The organism is Pacificibacter maritimus (assembly GCF_003814915.1).
GTDB lineage: Bacteria > Pseudomonadota > Alphaproteobacteria > Rhodobacterales > Rhodobacteraceae > Celeribacter > Celeribacter maritimus.
Window position 1 is genome coordinate 186,752 of sequence record NZ_RKQK01000001.1, and the last position, 17,911, is coordinate 204,662.

The following is a 17,911-nucleotide window of genomic DNA, read 5'->3' on the forward strand; positions in this document are numbered from 1 at the left end:
CGAAAAGGATAGAACCATGCCCGATCTTTTGATTGAATTGTTTTCCGAAGAAATTCCAGCGCGTATGCAAAAACGTGCCGCTGAGGATTTGAAAAAAATGGTCACAGACGGCCTTGTTGAAGCGGGTTTGACCTATGCTTCTGCGGGGGCTTTTGCCACGCCGCGCCGCCTTGTGTTGTCCATCGAAGATCTTCTGGCCCAAAGCCCGACCACGGTCGAAGAACGCAAAGGCCCCCGCGTTGACGCCCCCGAAAAAGCCCTGACAGGTTTCTTGCGCGGCGCAGGTGTGGCCAAGGAAGATTTGGAAATCCGTGATGAGAAAAAGGGCCAAGTTTACTTTGCCAAAATCACCAAAAAAGGCCGCCCTGCTGCGCCGATTATTGCAGAGGTTTTGGAAAATGCGATCCGCAATTTCCCATGGCCAAAGTCAATGCGTTGGGGCACAGGTAGCCTAAAATGGGTGCGTCCTTTGCATTCGATCTTGTGCATCTTGAGCGCTGAAGATGGTGCCGAAGTGGTTGCACTTGAGGTCGATGGCATCAAAGTTGGCAAATCCACGCGCGGTCACCGTTTCATGGCGCCAGACGCCTTTGATGTGAATAATTTCGATGATTACAGCAACAAGTTGAAATCCGCATTCGTGATGCTCGACGCCAATGAACGTGCTGATCACATCTGGCATGATGCGACGAACCAAGCCTTTGCGCAAGGGTTGGAAGTGGTTGAAGACAAAGGTCTTTTGGCCGAAGTCGCAGGGCTGGTCGAATGGCCCGTTGTGTTGATGGGCAATATTGGCGCAGACTTTTTAAACCTGCCGCCAGAGGTATTGCAGACCTCGATGAAAGAACACCAAAAGTTCTTTTCCGTGCGCAATCCCAAAACGGGACGCATTGAAAAATTCGTCACGGTTGCCAACCGTGAAACCGCAGACCAAGGCGCGACGATTTTGGCAGGCAACGAAAAAGTGCTTTCTGCGCGCTTGGCCGATGCAAAATTTTTCTGGGATAATGACATCCGCACCGTGGAGCGTGAGGGCTTCGAAGCCATGGCCGCGCCTTTGGCCAATGTCACATTCCACAACAAACTTGGCAGCCAAGCCGATCGCATTGGACGCATTGCGGCTTTGGCCCGCGAAATCGCGCCTATTGTGGGCGCCGATGCGGATGAAGCAGAGCTGGCAGCCAAAGTGGTCAAGGCCGATCTGTCCTCTGAAATGGTCTATGAATTCCCAGAATTGCAAGGGATCATGGGGCGTTACTACGCAAAAAAAGCGGGTCTTTCGGATGCTGTGGCCGACGCCTGCCGCGATCACTATTCGCCACTTGGCCCGTCTGACGATGTGCCAACCGATCCTGTGTCCGTTGTCGTGGCTTTGGCCGATAAACTCGACACATTGACGGGCTTCTGGGCGATTGATGAGAAACCAACGGGCTCGAAAGACCCGTTCGCGCTGCGTCGTGCTGCTTTGGGTGTTATTCGGTTAATCCTAACCAATGATCTGCGGTTGTCTTTGAGTGCCGTATTGTCCAATGGATATGAGGGTGCGGATGCGACTGACCTTCTTTCCTTCTTCCACGACCGCCTGAAAGTCTTCCTCAAAGACGAAGGCATTCGTCACGACGTGATCGATGCTTGCCTCGCGATGGATGGGGCGGATGACATCACTTTGCTGGTTAAACGTGCACGGGCTTTGTCTGAAACACTTGCCACAGAAGACGGACAAAACCTGATCCAAGGCTTCAAACGCGCCAATAACATTTTGACGCAGGCCGAAGAAAAAGATGGCGTTGAATATTCCTTTGGCCCTGACATCAAATTCGCCGAAGACGATGCGGAAAAGGCGTTGTTTACAGCCCTCGACACCGCAGAGGCCGCGATCAAACCCGCTATGGCGGATGAAGATTTCACCAGCGCCATGTCCGCAATGGCCGCATTGCGCAGCAGCGTGGATGCGTTTTTCGAAGCGGTGCAGGTCAATGCCGACAACGATGTGGTGCGCCGCAATCGTTTGAATTTGCTGGGCCGTATTCGTGATGTCTGTCTTGCGGTTGCAGATTTGACCAAGCTCGACGGGTAAATCCCACTAAAAGCAGCGCGGGGTGCATGTTTTGATTGCACCTCGCCGCTTTAGGCGCTTAATCTTTGGGCTCAAAGGGAGTGCCGCAGTGCAGCAAAAACACGACAGTCTAGGATATACCCGCATTCGGCGCGTGGCCCCCATTGCGGTCAATACCCATGGTGGACGGGCCAAGTGTCTGCAGCGTTTGATCCGCTTGGATCTGCCTGTGCCAGAAACTGTCGCCCTGTCATTTGATGCCGTGCGAAAACTGGCCGATGGGCAATCGGTCGATGTCAAAGACATGCTGAACAGCTTTGGTCCAAGGCCGCTTTTATGTGTCCGCCCTTCCTCAGAAGACCCCGATTGGGGTGGTCCTGGTGCGATGCTCAACATTGGCATGAATGATCAACGCCACGCGGAATTGACGAAAAGTCACGGGGCCGAGGTTGCCGATGCGCTCTATCTTCGATTTGTGCAATCTTATGCCATTCATATCGAACGTTTGGACCCCGAAGAGTTCGAAAATGAAAAGTCACTCCCGTCAGACCAAGCGCTAAAAGCCGCGCTTGATGCCTATGAAAACGAAACCGACGAGGCCTTTCCGCAAGAGGTCGAGGTGCAGGTGTTTAAGGTTTTGCGTTCGATGGCGCGGGCGTGGTTGGGGACAACCGCACGATTGCTGCGCCAAGCAAAAGGCGCGCCCGCCGATGCGGGGCTGGGGCTTATCGTTCAGGCCATGTCTTTTGGTGTAGGGCCTGGTGAAAGTGGTACAGGGCTGATCCAGATGATCGACGAAGACACAGGTGCTCCGTTGATCCGTGGGCGTTATAAGCGCCAATCTTTGGGGCGTTTTCGCCTGAGCGATGACACAAAAGCACTCTACCTGACAAGCGACCCGCGTGGGCCATCCTTGGAACAGGATTGTCCAGATGTGTTCGACAAGCTGACCACATATAGTGCTCTGTGCCGCAGCAAGCTGCGCGAAGAAATGCAGATCGAATTTGTTGTGGAAAACGGCAAGCTTGCGATCTTGGATGCGGTGCGGGTGAACCGATCTACGCGTGCAGCCTTGCGCACGGCCGTGCAATTGGCCGAAGACGGTATCATTCCAAAATCCGAGGCTGTGCTGCGCATTCCGCCGCGCTCTTTAACCGAATTGTTACACCCGCAAATTGATCCCTCCACCCAGCGCGATGTGATTGCCAGCGGCATTGCCGCCAGTCCAGGTGGCGCTGTGGGGCGCTTGGTGTTTTCATCGGCGGCAGCTCAGGCATCCAGTGCGCGCGGTGAATCCTGCATCTTGGTGCGCCGCGAAACTGCCCCTGAAGACATTCGCGGCATGCATTCTTCGGTTGGCGTGCTTACCGAACGTGGGGGCGTGACATCACATGCGGCTGTGATCGCGCGCGGCATGGGGGTGCCTTGCGTGGTCGGGGCCTCTGTCAGCATAAACACGCGTAGCAAAACAATCACCGCCAGTGACGGACGTGTCTTGAAGGAAGGTGATACGATCACGCTGGATGGGTCTGCCGGCCAAGCGCTGTTGGGCGCCACAAAAATGCTGCCGCCTGCCAAAGACTATTGGTATTTGCAACTGATGGATTGGGCGGATGACATTCGTGATATAGATGTGCGTGCCAATGCCGATACGCCTGCTGATGCTGCGATGGCACGTGGGTTTAAGGCGCAAGGCATCGGTCTATGCCGCACAGAGCATATGTTTTTCGATGGTGACAGATTAACGGTGATGCGCGAAATGATTTTTGCCGCCACCGATGCAGATCGCCAAGAAGCGATTGCGCGCCTTTTGCCAATGCAGCGGTCCGATTTTATTGAATTGTTCCGCATTATGCAGGGGCAACCTGTATGTATTCGCCTGCTTGATCCGCCGTTGCATGAATTTTTGCCCTCGGACAGGGCAGGGGCCAAAGAACTGGCCGAAGCTTTGGACATGCCTTTGTCGGATGTGACGCGGCGCATTGAATGGTTGTCAGAATTTAACCCGATGCTTGGGATGCGGGGCGTGCGTTTGGGCATCACCTTCCCTGAAATTTATGCAATGCAGGCCCGCGCTATTTTTGAAGCCACGATTGAAGCTTCGAAAATTGGTGATCCAGTTGTGCCCGAGGTCATGATACCCTTGGTCTCTGCGATGCGAGAAGTCGAAATGGTGAAAACCCAAGTCGATGCCGTCGCCGCAGCTGTGCGCAACGAAAAGGGGGCTGATTTCACCTATCGCCTTGGCGTGATGGTTGAAACGCCACGTGCCGCATTGCGTGCTCATGAAATTGCCCAACATGCAGCGTTTCTGTCTTTTGGTACCAACGACCTGACACAAATGGCCTATGGGTTGTCGCGTGATGATGCAGGGCGGTTTATGAACTCATATATTCAGCAAGGCGTCTTCCCCGAAGACCCTTTTCATACGCTGGATGTTGATGGGGTCGGCGAACTTTTGACCATTGGCGCAGACCGTGGTCGCAAAGCCGCGCCAGATATCACATTGTCCGTTTGTGGCGAACACGGGGGCAACCCCGAATCTATCGCCTTTTGTCGGGCTGCGGGATTTGATTATGTGTCCTGTTCGCCCTTCCGCGTGCCTGTTGCGCGCTTGGCCGCTGCGCAATTAGTCGCCGCCGAAGAAAAGGCGTCAAACTTGCGGCGTAAGTGACTTGATTGCTTTGATATTTTAGCGCCTTCAGTCCAGAAAAGCGCTGGAATTCTACCCGCTTTCGCGGCGCTGGCAGCGGTCAAAACGCCCGTGGGTGGACCTTTTTTCATTTTTGGTCTAAATCAGCGCTCGAAAAGGCGCGCAAAGTTTATTTTTTACGCGCTTGAAACAAAGATAAAGACGTGAAAATGAGATTGAAAACCTTTGCAATGACAGCTCTGATTGGGGCGCTAAGCCTTCCTTTTGGGGCCTTGGCAGACGTGACCCTCAGTACGTCCAATCACCCCGATCCCGTGATTGACGCTGAAGTTTCTTCATTTATCGACTCTCATGTGACACAGATTTTGGAACATGAGCGTGCCTCAGTTCAGGCGCTTGAAACAGATGCCATTGCAAGAATTTTGGCCAATTTCAAACCACAGGCAAAACCAACCCCGCCCCTGAAAGTGGAATATACCAAAAGCTTTTTGGCCGAATTGCCTCAAGCCACTGGTGGCGAAGCGCTGGAATGTTTGACCGAGGCTTTGTATTTCGAAGCGCGTGGTGAAAGCGTTAAGGGTCAATTCGCGGTCGCGGAAGTGATCATGAACCGCGTTTCATCTGCGAAGTTTCCGAATTCTGTCTGCGGTGTGATCCAACAAGGTACGGGCAAGAAATACCAATGCCAGTTTACATATACCTGTGACGGACGCGCAGAAGTCATACATGAAAAATCCGCTTGGAACCGCTTGAGCAAGATTGCACGTTTGATGCTTGATGGTGCGCCGCGTCGTTTGACCGAAGGTGCCACACATTATCACACAACAGCCGTAAATCCCCGTTGGGCGCGCATTTTTCCACGCACAGCGTCGATTGGTGTGCATCGTTTTTACCGCATGCCGCGCGCTTAAGGAAAGCTGACGCTTATAGATTATGTGCTTTTCAAGCCCTGCCAAATCTGGTGGGGCTTTGCTTTTTCCGACATAGCACTTGGACAGCAGCGCGAAAACCGATAGCAAGGCGCAACAGGTTTTTGGGCGGGTGTTCCGCATAGATCCCACTATTTTACGTCTCCACAGAGGAACCTCTTGTCCAATGTCAGATATTAAACTTGCGTTTGAACACCCCGAAGCGCGCGCCAGTGTCACAGGTGGTGATGCCCCTTTAGATCGACTGTCTTTACGCGATCATGTGGTCGAAGTTGAAATCGGCGCGTTCCAAGCTGAACGCGGTGTGTCGCAACGGGTGAGTTTCAATATCGTGGTTGAATTGACCCCCGCTACAGGCCCGATTGATGATGATGTGGACCGCATTCTATCCTATGACGCCTTGACCGAAGCCATTCATATCGAATTGGCAGCCGAGCGGTTGAATTTGCTCGAAACCCTAGCAGAACGCATCGCCACCCGCATTCTAACAGAGCCGCGCGCCTTTCGTGTGTTTGTACGCATCGAAAAACTCGACCGTGGGCCTGGCGCATTGGGGGTGGAAATCGTGCGGTCAGATACGCAGATGAATACAGCTGCGACTGTGATTGACGCGCCAGCCCTGCATCCGATCATCGCCTATATCGATCCAGTCGTTTTGGATGAGGCGGCTTTGAAGACCTTGCTCGATCAGCTTTCAAACGCGGCGCGCCCTGTCATTTTGGCCGTAGGCTTACCCCAAGGCGACTGGCCAAAATCCCACACCAAAGTGACCCAACGGCGTATTGATCTTTTGGCGATTGAACAAAACGCGTGGGTTTTGGCCTCGCGTGATGCGCGCTGTGTTGTGCGCGCGTCACGAACCGAATTGGATTGGGCGATCAAGCAAGGCCAGCTTTCGGTCTGGGCACCCTCTAAAATGGTACTGGATTCGGTGAACGGACCTAAAGGCAATGCTTTGGATATGGCCGCTTGGCTGGGGGCAGAATTGGGCGCGACCGCGCTTTTGGTGATGGGCGAAGATTTGCCACAAGAGTGTAACATTCCAGTTCGGCCTCTTGACCCCGAAGGCCCTGTGACCCCTTTGTAAGTCGCAAAAGGATCATAAATGCCTGACGAGACATTCTATTACCGACCTTTGGTTCAAACGGGGCCAACCCGTCCTGACGGCGCATTGGAATTGGCTGGGGGATGGACTTGGTTCACCCATGTGGAACGTCTTGCACGTGATCAAGCCGCCCAGATTATGCCTGCAAAAGACATCCCGCCCCACGCTTTAAGCCGTCTCACGCAGCCCCGCGCGCAAATCGCAGGTCTTGATATGGGGCAGGTGTCTTTGATGGGCATCTTGAATGTTACGCCTGATAGTTTTTCCGATGGCGGCAAATTTATTGCGCCACAAGCGGCCATCGATCACGCCCTAACCATGTGTGAGGCTGGCGCGGATATGATCGATATCGGTGGCGAAAGCACGCGCCCTGGTGCTGCCTATGTTGACCCGCTTGATGAAATAAACCGAACAGCCCCCATCATCCGTGCCATTCGTGATGTCAGCGCTGTTCCCATGTCGATTGATACCCGTAAAGCCGATGTGGCGGATCATGCCGTGCAAGCAGGGGCGACTTTAATCAACGATGTTTACGCCTTTACCCATGATCCAGATTTGGCCAAAGTTGCAGCCCAGTCTCGCGTGCCTGTGTGTTTGATGCATGCCCAAGGCGATCCCGAAGTCATGCAAGACAATCCTGCCTATAAAAACGTGTTGCTGGATGTCTACGACTTTTTGGACGCCCGTATCAAATTGGCCGAAGCAGCAGGTATTCCGCGTGACCAGATTATGGTCGATCCCGGTATCGGATTTGGCAAAACGGTTGCCCATAATCTTGAAATACTGTCACGGATTTCCCTGTTTCACAGCCTTGGCTGTGCCATTTTACTCGGTGCCTCGCGCAAACGCTTTATCGGGGCGATAGGGCAGGAACCTGATGCGATCCAACGTTTGGGTGGCTCAATTGCTGTTGCTTTGCAAGGTGTTGCTCAAGGCGTGCAAGTCCTGCGTGTTCACGATATAAAACAAACAAAACAAGCGCTTGCCCTGTGGCTTGCCGCGAGCAGTGGAGAATATAACGATGTCCCGTAAGTTTTTTGGCACCGATGGTGTGCGTGGCCGCGCCAACTCCAGTCCTATGACCGCAGAGATGGCGCTCAAACTTGGGGCCGCAGCGGGGCGCTATTTTCGCCGCGATGGCGGTGGTGAGCACCGTGTCATCATCGGCAAAGACACGCGCCTGTCTGGATATATGTTTGAAACGGCGATGACCGCGGGTTTCACCTCGACGGGGATGAATGTGTTTTTGCTCGGCCCCGTGCCGACCCCTGCGGTTGGTATGATGACCACGTCGATGCGCGCAGATGTGGGGGTGATGATTTCAGCCTCGCATAACCCTGCCGAAGACAACGGTATCAAGTTCTTTGGCCCTGATGGGTTCAAGCTCTCCGACGAGGCTGAAGAAGAAATCGAACGCCTTTTGATGGGCACAATCGAACCCGCACAGGCCCGCAACATTGGGCGTGCCAAACGCATTGATGATGCGCGGTTTCGCTATAACGAACGGATCAAAAGCACGCTGCCACGCGGTATGACCCTTGCGGGCCTTAAGGTTGTGATCGATTGCGCCAATGGAGCCGCCTATAAGACCGCGCCAGAAGTGCTTTGGGAACTTGGGGCGGATGTGATCCCCGTTGGAACTGTGCCCAATGGTTACAATATCAACGACAATTGTGGGTCAACTTCGCCGCAAACTGCGGCCGAGGCGGTGATTGCGCATGGGGCTGATGTGGGTATCTGTCTTGATGGTGATGCAGACCGTGTGATGATTTTAGATGAACACGGCCAAGTGGCAGATGGCGATCAGTTGATGGCGCTATTGGCCAAAAGCTGGGCGGATCAAGGCAAGCTTGCAGGCGGCGCTTTGGTGGCCACTGTGATGTCAAATCTTGGGTTGGAGCGCTATTTGATCGAACAAGGTCTGCGCCTCGAACGCACAGCCGTGGGGGACCGCTATGTTGTCGAACGGATGCGCCAAGGTGGGTTTAACTTGGGCGGCGAACAATCGGGCCATGTGGTTATGACCGATTATGCCACAACAGGCGATGGGCTTTTGGCGGGGCTGCAATTTTTGGCCGCGATGATCGAGACGGGTAAAAAGGCATCCGAGCTGTCGCAAACCTTTGAAACCGTACCACAATTGTTGAAAAATGTGCGCTACGCGACAGGGCAGACACCGCTGGACAATGACGCTGTGAAACGGGCGATTAACGATGCAGAAAGCAAACTGTCAGGGAATGGGCGCTTGCTTATTCGCAAATCTGGCACGGAACCTTTGATCCGCGTGATGGCTGAAAGCAGTGATGAAGATACTTTGAACGCTGCTGTGAATAGCATTGTCGCCGCTGTGGAAAGCGCCACGCGCTAACGCCTTCGTTGGTTTGATGAAACGCAAAGGCCCGCGGTTTCCCGTGGGCCTTTTGTCGTTCAAGTTGTTTTGTCTGCGCGCCTAGCGCCCCAGCGGAATTGTGATGCCCGTGCCGACAACACCGTAAAAATCATCATCATATCCTGTGGCCACATTCACAAAAATATATTTGTGGTTCAGTTGTATAGACGGCGCGATCCCCGTGTAGCCATCGCCGAATGAATGAATATAGGCGCCAACAATGCCCGCTTGTGTGTATTGGCCGATATCCCACATTTTGGCAGCAGACAGGTGCAATGCAGTGGCTGATTTGCTGTCTTTGTAGGCGCCGATGCTGTAATTCAGCCCAGCCAAGCGGTCTTCCCATGTCAAAATAACGCCCGGATTGAATTCATTGAAATCCGATGACTCTCCCCAATCACCAAAGTGATGTGAAGCCAGCGGAATTTGCAAAACATCAGGGGCAAGTGATCCATCTGCTGTGGCTGCAAGCGGGGCAAGGGCCACGGATAGGGCGGTGAAAAACGATTTGATTTGCATAATGGGCCTATGGATTTGAAACCTTAAAGCCACGCTACCGCGCAGTCTGCGCGGAGCCAAAGAAAAAGGGCGCCCCAAGGGACGCCCTTTCAAACATGTTGCGCGATGGTCGCGTGAGATCGCTTAGTTGCGCTCTTTGTCGACCATTTTGCCTGCGGAAATCCAAGGCATCATAGCGCGCAATTTTGCGCCAGTTTCTTCGAGCAGGTGCTCGTCGTTTGCACGGCGAGACGCTTTGATTGTTGGTTGGCCAACAGCGTTTTCAAGCATGAAGTCACGTACGAATTTACCAGATTGGATGTCTGCAAGAGACTCTTTCATGGCTTTCTTTGTTGCTTCGTATGGCAAGATGCGCGGACCAGTCACGTATTGACCGTACTCAGCTGTGTTAGAGATTGAGTAGTCCATGTTCGCAATACCGCCTTCGTAGATCAAGTCCACGATAAGTTTGGTTTCGTGTAGACACTCAAAGTACGCCATTTCAGGTGCATAGCCAGCTTCAACAAGTGTTTCAAAGCCGCAACGGATCAATTCAACGATACCGCCACAAAGAACAGCCTGCTCACCGAACAAGTCAGTTTCACATTCTTCACGGAAGTTTGTCTCAATGATGCCTGAACGACCGCCGCCGATAGCGGAACAGTATGACAGGCCGATTTCCAAAGCTTTGCCAGTTGAGTTCGTGTCAACAGCAACAAGGCATGGCACGCCGCCGCCTTTGGTGTATTCGCCGCGCACTGTGTGGCCTGGGCCTTTTGGCGCCATCATGATCACGTCAACGCCTTCTTTTGGCTCGATCAAGCCGAAGTGTACGTTCAAACCGTGTGCAAACGCGATTGCGGCACCTGGCTTGATGTTGTCGTGAACGTATTTTTTGTAAGTCTCTGCCTGAAGTTCGTCGGGCATTGTGAACATGATCACGTCACACCATGCAGCCGCTTCTGCGATACCCATAACAGTGAGGCCTTCAGCTTCTGCTTTTTTCGCAGATGGAGAGCCTTCACGAAGAGCCACAACAAGGTTTTTTGCGCCAGAATCACGCAGGTTCAACGCGTGTGCGTGACCTTGAGAGCCGTAGCCCAAGATTGCAACTTTAGCTTCTTTGATGAGATTTACATCGCAATCGCGATCGTAATAAACGCGCATGATGGGCGCTCCTTTTATGGGTTATATCGTCTGGAGGGCATAATAGGGGATGAAACAACAAAGGCGAGTTCAAAATTTGACGATTTACCGTTGTTTGTGATAAAATCATTCGTGATATAATGCAAAGATGGTGATTTAATGCAGATAGATGACACGGACCGCAGGATTTTGCGTCAATTGCAAGCAGACCCAGAGGAAGCGGTGACCATTTTGGCGGCCCGTGCCAATGTGACGGCCGCGACCTTTGCACGCCGTGTGGAAAAGATGCGTGAAAACGGCGTGATCCTTGCTATTCGCGACGAAATCAATTGGCGCGCGCTGGGGTATACCGTCGAAGTGTCCTTGCGCTTTACCTTGGACAAAACCGAACCGCGTGCTTTTGATCAATTTATAGAGGCTGCGCGTGGGGTGCCTGAGGTCATTTCTATCGGTACATTTTTAGGTCAAGTGGATGTGCGCCTTTTGGTGATCGCGCGTGATATGGCGGATTATCAGCGGATTTACCGCGATAAAATCCTGACACTGCCGCATATTTCAGACATCGAAGCGCTTATGCATGTGGCGCAAGTCAAAGACCGCCAAGAGGTGCCTGTGTGATGCTGGAGCTGGATGATATTGATCGCGCTTTGATGCAAGCCCTATGCGTTGATGCGACCCAATCGGCTGGCGCTTTGGGGCGCGCATTCAACTTAAGTCAGCCTGCCACTTGGCGGCGGATCAAGCGCCTGCGCGATGCAGGGGTGTTTGGACCGCGCCGTGTTGATTTAAACCTTGAAAAATTGGGTGTCGGGGTGACGGTGTTCTTGGGTATCAAGCTGGCCACCAAAGGTCGCGTGTCTTTGGAAGACTTCGAACGGGCGGTCAGCGCCATTCCCGAAGTGCAAACTGTGCAGCATGTTTTGGGGGTTTACGATTACCGCCTGCGGGTTGTTGCGCAGGATTTACCTGATTTCGAACGCGTGCTGAGGCGGCGGGTGATGACCCTGCCTGGTGTGGGCAATATCGAGGCCAATGTGCTCTTGTCCGAGGAACGCAGGGCAGGGCCGATTTAAATCTGGCGGCATAAAAAAGGGGCCAGATGGCCCCCTTTGTGCGTTTAGTTGTGCGTTTAAAAATCGAGCGGCTATGCCCCCAAAATACGCGTTACCATTTCTGTGGTATCGCCACTTAGGTTCGGCGTGCCCAAGATGCGTTTCAACTGATCCTTGATCATACTTTGGCGATCTGCATCATACCGTTTCCACGTCTCGAAAGCCCCGCACATACGCGCGGTGGTTTGCGGGTTGAGCGGATCCAGCTTGATCAACCAATCGGCCAGAAGCTTGTAGGCCGCGCCATCAGGGGCGTGAAAACCGCCATGGTTGCCCTGCAAAGCGCCAAAGACCGCACGGAAGCGGTTTGGATTTTTCATATCAAAATCAGAATGATGCGTTAAATTTTGCGCGATATGCGCTGCTTCTAGTGGGGCTGCGACTGCGATTTGCATCATGAACCACTTATCCATCACCAAACGGTCATGGAACCACTGAGCATAGAAACTGGCCAATTCTTCTTGGCCTATACCCGCAGACAAAAGCGCCATCAAAGCGCCTGCCTGTTCGGTCATATTGTCTGCTGTTTCGAACAGCTTTTGCGCGGCTTTGCCTTGGTCATTCAAGGTGAGCAAAGACAATACCGCCATGCGCAGGGCGCGTTTGCCCGACCCTTCGGCATCAGGTTTGAAAGCACCCGCATCGTTTTTGTCATAAAGGTCTGGCAATATGTCTTGCAAGAAGCTGGCCAAGATATGACGCAGTTCTTCGCGTTGCTCATAAATCGCCATCGGGTCAGGCGTCGTTCCTGCGTCAAATAGCGTTTGCGCGATATCATCTTGGGATGGCAAAGCCAGACAAAGCGCACGAAACGCAGGATCTTTCGTCTCATCGCTGAGCATCGTTTTCAGCGCATCCAGATAGTCTGTCGTCGGCGGCGTGCCTTCGGTGATCATGGCGACCAATGTGTCTTTGGCCAACATGCGCCCCATTTCCCACACATTGAACGGGTCTGTGTCATGGGCCAGCAAAAATGCGCGTGTCTTTGCGTCAATGTCGCGTTGCAAAATCACAGGCGCGGAAAAGTCGCGCAGGATCGACGTCACTGGGCGTTCTGCGAGGTTGTCGAAGGTAAAGCTCTGCGTGCTTTCAGTCATTTCCAGCACTGTGTTTGGCACCACTTCGCTGCCATCTGGCGCGATCAACCCGATCATAATGGGTAAGACTTGTGGGCGTTTATCATCTTGGCCGGGGGTGGGGGGCGTCGATTGCGTAAAGGTCAGCGTCAAACTGCCGTCAGCCCAGCTTTCAGTCACAGACAGGCGCGGCGTGCCTGCTTGGGAATACCATTGTTGGAAATGTGTAAGATCGCGCCCTGTCACATCTTCAAAAGCTTTGATCCAATCTTCGATGGTTACGGCCTGTCCATCATGGCGTTCAAAATACAGATTGCAGCCTTTGTAATAGGCTTCATCCCCGATCAAACGGCGCAGCATGCCGATGATTTCAGCGCCTTTTTCATAGACCGTTGCCGTATAGAAATTGTTGATTTCTACAAAGCTTTCAGGGCGGACATTATGGGCCAGTGGGCCATTGTCTTCGCGGAATTGGCGCGCACGCAATTGCAGAACTTCTTCAATGCGTTTAACGGCATGGCTGCGCATGTCGCCCGAAAACATTTGATCGCGGTAGACGGTCAGGCCCTCTTTCAAACACAGTTGAAACCAATCGCGACAGGTGATGCGATTGCCTGTCCAGTTGTGGAAATATTCATGGGCGATGATGCCTTCGACGCGCTCGAAAGTGGCATCCGTCGATGTTTCAGCAGAGGCCAAAACACAAGAGCTGTTAAAGATGTTCAGACCCTTGTTTTCCATAGCGCCCATGTTGAAATCATCCACGGCCACAATATTGAAAATGTCCAAGTCGTATTCACGCCCGTAAACCTGTTCATCCCAGCGCATGGAATCGATCAAAGCCTGCAGACCAAAGGCACATTTGTCTTCATCGCCTTTGCGAACGTAGATATTCAGATCGACGGTTTTACCAGACATGGTTGTGAACTGACCTGAGTGGGCCAAAAGGTCGCCTGACACCAAGGCAAAAAGATAGGCAGGTTTGGGCCAAGGGTCGTGCCATTCCGCCCAGCCCTCGCCAGAGGCCTGCGGGTTGCCGTTTGACAGCATAACGGGCAGATCGCTTTCGACGCGCACCGTAAAGACGCCCATCACATCGGGGCGGTCTGGGTAATATGTGATCTTGCGAAACCCTTCGGCCTCGCATTGGGTGCAATACATGCCCGATGACATATATAGCCCCTCTAGTGCCGTATTGGTTTCTGGTGAAATTTCCACTTCTGCTTCGAAGGTGAAAGGGCCATCAGGCAAATCTGCCTGTTTCACAATCAAATGCCTGTCTGTTTGCTCATGTGGGATCGCCGCGCCATTGATGCGCGCGGACAACAAAGTTAGATCCTCGCCGTTCAAAATCAGATCGCCTGTATTGGCCTCATTTGGTTTGAAAACGATCTTAGACATCACGCGCGTTGCACGCGGGGCAAGTTTGAATGTCAAATGCACCGTGTCGACCCAATGATGGGGTTCAGCGTAGTCTTTTAGAAAAATCGTTTGGGGGGCGAGGGCTGTCATACCGGACTTTCACTTTACTCTGAATCTGTGTTGGCCTGACCGTAGTGCGGGGCTGTGGCAGCTGCAAGGTACTGTCTTTGGTCGGATAGCTTTGATGCTGCGCTGAGTGCCTAAATCTTAGTCATCTGCGTCAACATTTCTTATGTGCGTTTCTATACAGGGCCCTGCGCGGCGATCTCGCTTTTCTTCATCTGGCTCAAGCCTATGTTGAGTGAGCAAGACTAAGAAAGGATGCCCCCATGACACGGCCCATCGTTGGAATTATCGGCAATAATGATCTGTTACACGGGGATTATCCAGTTGTCAGCAGCGGCAAAATCAATGTGGATGCCATTGCGCAGGTGGCAGATTGTGTCCCCTTGGTGATCCCAGCTGATCCAAACATTATGCAGGTCGAAGAGCTGTTGGAAATCTGTGATGGTTTCATGTTGACAGGCGGGCGCCCAAATGTGCACCCCGAAGAATACGGCGAAATAGCAACCGAGGCGCATGGCACATTTGATCGCGATCGTGATGCGGTTGCGCTGCCTTTGGTGCGCGCCTGTGTGGAGCGCGGTCAACCTATATTTGGCATTTGTCGTGGGTTCCAAGAGGTGAACGTGGCCATGGGCGGCACGCTTTATCCCGAAATTCGCGATTTGCCAGGGCGGGACAATCACCGCATGCCCCCTGATGGCACGCCAGAGGAAAAGTTTGCCCTACGCCACGAAGTGACCGTGAGCGAAGGGGGCGTGTTTCACAAAGTACTTGGGGCGACCAAGGTCATGACAAATACATTGCACGGCCAAGGAATCAAAACAGCGGGTCCGCGGGTTGTGATTGATGGCTATGCGCCCGATGGCACGCCTGAGGCTATATATATTAAGGATGCAAAGGGCTTTACCCTGTCGGTTCAATGGCATCCCGAATGGAATGCCGCGCTTGATCCTGTGTCGCGCGCTTTGTTTTCTGCCTTTGGACGCGCAGTAAAAGACTATGCGCTCGCTCAAAACTAAGTCTTATCGCGCGCAGACAAATCCTTTTCCATGCGGAAATTTTCGATCCCAACACCGTTCCGTATAATCACCTGTTGCGCTGTCACGCGCCAACCGCGCTTTTCTAAAAACCTTTTGGCCAGATGCGAGGCTTGGGTATCTATGACCTCCAGCCCTTTGGCTCGGGCCTCAGCTTCGCATGCCTCATAAAGCGCGCGCGCGGTGCCTTTGCCCATCTCATTTGGTAAAACGTAGGCAAAATCGATATGGCCATCATCGCCCATGACAAAAAAGCCAACCAAACGCCCAAAGCGCGTGGCACCTAGGGAAAATCCCGTTGTGATATATGCGGACAAATCAATATCCATGGCGCTGGGGGCCCAAGCAAAGCGTTGCTCTTGCGTATAGTGAGACTGTGCGCCGATATGGACAGCCTGATAAAATACCTCGGCACAGGCTTTGGCATCTGATTGGGTGAGGGGGCGAAGCTTCATGGTTTCATCCTAGCGCGCTTGTCGCGGAACTGCCAATCCCACGTGACGTCGGGGGTGATAGAAACCTAGCTGTAGGGTGAACTTTTGTCAGGCGGGGTTAAATCGACCTGATATGTTAGTTCCGCTTTCCCCCGCCTTTGCTTTGCGCTATGACGCTACGTGACTTTTGATTGGGCCACATAGAATTTCACTATGATGGCACAGCTTTAATCTGCGGCGATATGTGTAAATGCGCTTGATATACGGGCTAAAAGACGCTGGTATGCCGCAGAAAATTGGCTGACCATGTTTATCGCGGAATGTTAGCGCAACAATGTTGTGCTGCTAAAAACTTCTGCTAGGGATTGTGCGACGTCAAAAGACTTTGACTGGGGAAGAAGAGGAAAAATACGTGAAGATCGGTGTTCCTAAGGAATTATTTGAAGGCGAGGCGCGCGTCGCCTTAACGCCTGACAGTGCCAAACAGCTGCAAAAGCTTGGCTACGATTGTTTGATTGAAACGGGCGCAGGGGCGCTCGCTGGCTTTGCTGACAAAGATTATAACGACGCGGGTGTCGAAGTGGTGAAAACCGCCGCAGCATTGTGGAAAGCCGCTGACATCGTTGCCAAAGTACGCCAGCCCAATGAGGCTGAACTCAAGCGTCTGACCAAAGGTAAGACCTTGATTTCCTTCTTTAACCCTGCGGCGAATGACGCAGGTATGGAAGCCGCGAAATCCAAAGGCGCCAATGTGATTGCCATGGAAATGGTGCCACGCATTTCACGCGCTCAAAAAATGGATGCTTTGTCATCTATGGCCAATATCGCGGGCTACCGTGCGGTGATCGAAGCGTCAAACAACTTCGGGCGTTTCTTTACAGGTCAGATCACGGCCGCTGGTAAAGTGCCCCCTGCGAAGGTTTTGGTTGTGGGCGCTGGTGTTGCTGGCTTGGCCGCGATCGGCACATCCACATCGCTTGGCGCGATCACATATGCATTCGACGTGCGTCCAGAAGTGGCCGAACAAGTCGAATCCATGGGCGCTGAATTCGTCTACCTCGACTTCGAAGAAGAACAAGCAGACGGCGCAGCAACTGGCGGGTATGCCTCAGTGTCCAGCCCAGAATTCCGCGAAGCCCAGCTTGCGAAATTCCGTGAATTGGCCCCTGAGGTTGATATCGTCATCACCACAGCGCTTATTCCAAACCGCGAAGCCCCTGAGCTTTGGACAGAGGACATGGTTTCAGCCATGAAGCCTGGTTCTGTCATCGTCGATTTGGCGGCTGAAAAAGGTGGCAACTGCAAGCTGACCGTGATGGACGAGAAAATCGTCACAGAAAACGGCGTGACCATCATCGGTTACACAGATTTCCCATCGCGCATGGCCGCACAAGCCTCGACTTTATACGCGACCAACATCCGTCACATGATGACTGACTTGACCCCTGAAAAAGACGGTCAAATCAATCACGACATGGAAGACGATGTGATCCGTGGCGCGACTGTGACCTACGCAGGCGAAATCACATTCCCGCCGCCCCCTCCTAAAATTGCAGCCATCGCAGCCAAACCTAAAGAGGCTGTGAAAGAACTTACACCCGAAGAAAAACGCGCCGAAGAAGTGGCCGCGTTTAAAAAGCAAACCAAAAACCAAGTCACTTTGCTGGCCGTTGGCGGTGCTTTGTTGCTGGCCGTTGGCCTTGTGGCGCCAGCCAGCTTTATGCAGCACTTTATCGTGTTTGTTCTGTCTGTCTTCATCGGTTTCCAAGTGATTTGGGGCGTTGCGCACAGCTTGCACACACCGCTTATGGCTGTGACCAATGCGATTTCATCCATCATCATCTTGGGTGCTTTGATGCAGATCGGATCAGGATCCTTCCTTGTGATCCTATTGGCGGCTTTGTCTGTCTTTATGGCAGGTATCAATATCTTTGGCGGCTTCCTCGTCACACGGCGCATGCTTGCCATGTTCCAGAAATCTTAAGGAG

The 17,911-nt window shown here is 52.9% G+C and carries 14 protein-coding genes; 10 read left to right on the forward strand and 4 right to left on the reverse strand.

What is annotated here, in order from left to right; translation table 11 throughout:
* Positions 1 to 16: 16 nt before the first annotated feature.
* The 6 genes from glyS to glmM all read left to right on the forward strand — a co-directional run bounded on the left by glyS (position 17) and on the right by glmM (position 9,111).
* Complete coding sequence (gene glyS / locus EDD53_RS00815) at positions 17 to 2,077, forward strand: glycine--tRNA ligase subunit beta (protein ID WP_123791311.1); 2,061 nt, start codon at positions 17 to 19, stop codon at positions 2,075 to 2,077.
* A gap of 88 nt (positions 2,078 to 2,165) precedes the next feature.
* Positions 2,166 to 4,730 carry a putative PEP-binding protein gene (locus EDD53_RS00820; protein WP_123791312.1) on the forward strand — a complete coding sequence of 855 codons (2,565 nt, stop codon included), beginning with the start codon at positions 2,166 to 2,168 and terminating at the stop codon, positions 4,728 to 4,730.
* Between the two features lie 209 nt (positions 4,731 to 4,939).
* Complete coding sequence (locus tag EDD53_RS00825) at positions 4,940 to 5,620, forward strand: cell wall hydrolase (RefSeq protein WP_123792342.1); 681 nt, start codon at positions 4,940 to 4,942, stop codon at positions 5,618 to 5,620.
* Between the two features lie 184 nt (positions 5,621 to 5,804).
* Entirely contained in the window at positions 5,805 to 6,725 is a 921-nt protein-coding gene (locus EDD53_RS00830; RefSeq protein WP_123791313.1) for a dihydroneopterin aldolase, read from the forward strand.
* Positions 6,726 to 6,743: 18 nt separating this feature from the next.
* Positions 6,744 to 7,775 carry a dihydropteroate synthase gene (folP, locus tag EDD53_RS00835; RefSeq protein ID WP_123791314.1) on the forward strand — a complete coding sequence of 344 codons (1,032 nt, stop codon included), beginning with the start codon at positions 6,744 to 6,746 and terminating at the stop codon, positions 7,773 to 7,775.
* Positions 7,765 to 9,111 carry a phosphoglucosamine mutase gene (glmM, locus tag EDD53_RS00840; protein WP_123791315.1) on the forward strand — a complete coding sequence of 449 codons (1,347 nt, stop codon included), beginning with the start codon at positions 7,765 to 7,767 and terminating at the stop codon, positions 9,109 to 9,111. The genes folP and glmM overlap by 11 nt, the downstream gene beginning before the upstream one ends.
* Positions 9,112 to 9,192: 81 nt before the next feature.
* Here glmM and EDD53_RS00845 read toward each other — a convergent pair whose 3' ends face one another.
* Both EDD53_RS00845 and ilvC read right to left on the reverse strand, forming a co-directional pair.
* Positions 9,193 to 9,651 carry a hypothetical protein gene (locus EDD53_RS00845; RefSeq protein ID WP_123791316.1) on the reverse strand — a complete coding sequence of 153 codons (459 nt, stop codon included), beginning with the start codon at positions 9,649 to 9,651 and terminating at the stop codon, positions 9,193 to 9,195.
* 123 nt (positions 9,652 to 9,774) lie between these two features.
* Positions 9,775 to 10,797, reverse strand: coding sequence for a ketol-acid reductoisomerase (ilvC, locus tag EDD53_RS00850; RefSeq protein ID WP_123791317.1), 1,023 nt, complete (start codon positions 10,795 to 10,797; stop codon positions 9,775 to 9,777).
* 138 nt (positions 10,798 to 10,935) lie between these two features.
* Here ilvC and EDD53_RS00855 point away from each other — a divergent pair, with 138 nt between their 5' ends.
* Both EDD53_RS00855 and EDD53_RS00860 read left to right on the forward strand, forming a co-directional pair.
* On the forward strand, positions 10,936 to 11,394 hold the full coding sequence (locus EDD53_RS00855; RefSeq protein WP_123791318.1) for an Lrp/AsnC family transcriptional regulator: 459 nt from the start codon (positions 10,936 to 10,938) through the stop codon (positions 11,392 to 11,394).
* Entirely contained in the window at positions 11,394 to 11,849 is a 456-nt protein-coding gene (locus tag EDD53_RS00860; RefSeq protein ID WP_123791319.1) for an Lrp/AsnC family transcriptional regulator, read from the forward strand. Before EDD53_RS00855 ends, EDD53_RS00860 begins: the two co-directional genes overlap by 1 nt.
* 71 nt (positions 11,850 to 11,920) lie before the next feature.
* Here the strand turns inward: EDD53_RS00860 and pepN are convergent, their stop codons facing one another.
* Positions 11,921 to 14,476 carry an aminopeptidase N gene (gene pepN, locus EDD53_RS00865; RefSeq protein ID WP_123791320.1) on the reverse strand — a complete coding sequence of 852 codons (2,556 nt, stop codon included), beginning with the start codon at positions 14,474 to 14,476 and terminating at the stop codon, positions 11,921 to 11,923.
* Between the two features lie 239 nt (positions 14,477 to 14,715).
* Between pepN and EDD53_RS00870 the strand changes: the two genes are divergently transcribed.
* Positions 14,716 to 15,471: a gamma-glutamyl-gamma-aminobutyrate hydrolase family protein gene (locus EDD53_RS00870; protein ID WP_123791321.1), complete on the forward strand. Its 756-nt coding sequence runs from the start codon at positions 14,716 to 14,718 to the stop codon at positions 15,469 to 15,471.
* Here EDD53_RS00870 and EDD53_RS00875 read toward each other — a convergent pair.
* Positions 15,468 to 15,944 (reverse strand): GNAT family N-acetyltransferase, encoded by a 477-nt coding sequence (locus EDD53_RS00875; RefSeq protein WP_123791322.1) that lies wholly within the window; start codon positions 15,942 to 15,944, stop codon positions 15,468 to 15,470. The two genes, EDD53_RS00870 and EDD53_RS00875, sit on opposite strands and share 4 nt — an antisense overlap.
* Positions 15,945 to 16,335: 391 nt before the next feature.
* Between EDD53_RS00875 and EDD53_RS00880 the strand changes: the two genes are divergently transcribed.
* A complete protein-coding gene (locus EDD53_RS00880; protein WP_123791323.1) occupies positions 16,336 to 17,907 on the forward strand; it encodes a Re/Si-specific NAD(P)(+) transhydrogenase subunit alpha in 1,572 nt (523 codons plus the stop codon).
* Positions 17,908 to 17,911 lie beyond the last annotated feature (4 nt).

Excerpts from the sequence above, each read along its gene's own strand:
- glyS (WP_123791311.1), top strand. The coding sequence starts at position 17 with ATGCCCGATCTTTTGATTGAATTGTTTTCCGAAGAAATTCCAGCGCGT.
- folP (WP_123791314.1), top strand. The coding sequence starts at position 6,744 with ATGCCTGACGAGACATTCTATTACCGACCTTTGGTTCAAACGGGGCCA.
- EDD53_RS00845 (WP_123791316.1), bottom strand. The coding sequence starts at position 9,651 with ATGCAAATCAAATCGTTTTTCACCGCCCTATCCGTGGCCCTTGCCCCG.
- EDD53_RS00825 (WP_123792342.1), top strand. The coding sequence starts at position 4,940 with ATGACAGCTCTGATTGGGGCGCTAAGCCTTCCTTTTGGGGCCTTGGCA.
- EDD53_RS00860 (WP_123791319.1), top strand. The coding sequence starts at position 11,394 with ATGCTGGAGCTGGATGATATTGATCGCGCTTTGATGCAAGCCCTATGC.
- EDD53_RS00875 (WP_123791322.1), bottom strand. The coding sequence starts at position 15,944 with ATGAAGCTTCGCCCCCTCACCCAATCAGATGCCAAAGCCTGTGCCGAG.
- pepN (WP_123791320.1), bottom strand. The coding sequence starts at position 14,476 with ATGACAGCCCTCGCCCCCCAAACGATTTTTCTAAAAGACTACGCTGAA.
- EDD53_RS00830 (WP_123791313.1), top strand. The coding sequence starts at position 5,805 with ATGTCAGATATTAAACTTGCGTTTGAACACCCCGAAGCGCGCGCCAGT.
- EDD53_RS00855 (WP_123791318.1), top strand. The coding sequence starts at position 10,936 with ATGCAGATAGATGACACGGACCGCAGGATTTTGCGTCAATTGCAAGCA.
- glmM (WP_123791315.1), top strand. The coding sequence starts at position 7,765 with ATGTCCCGTAAGTTTTTTGGCACCGATGGTGTGCGTGGCCGCGCCAAC.
- EDD53_RS00870 (WP_123791321.1), top strand. The coding sequence starts at position 14,716 with ATGACACGGCCCATCGTTGGAATTATCGGCAATAATGATCTGTTACAC.
- ilvC (WP_123791317.1), bottom strand. The coding sequence starts at position 10,797 with ATGCGCGTTTATTACGATCGCGATTGCGATGTAAATCTCATCAAAGAA.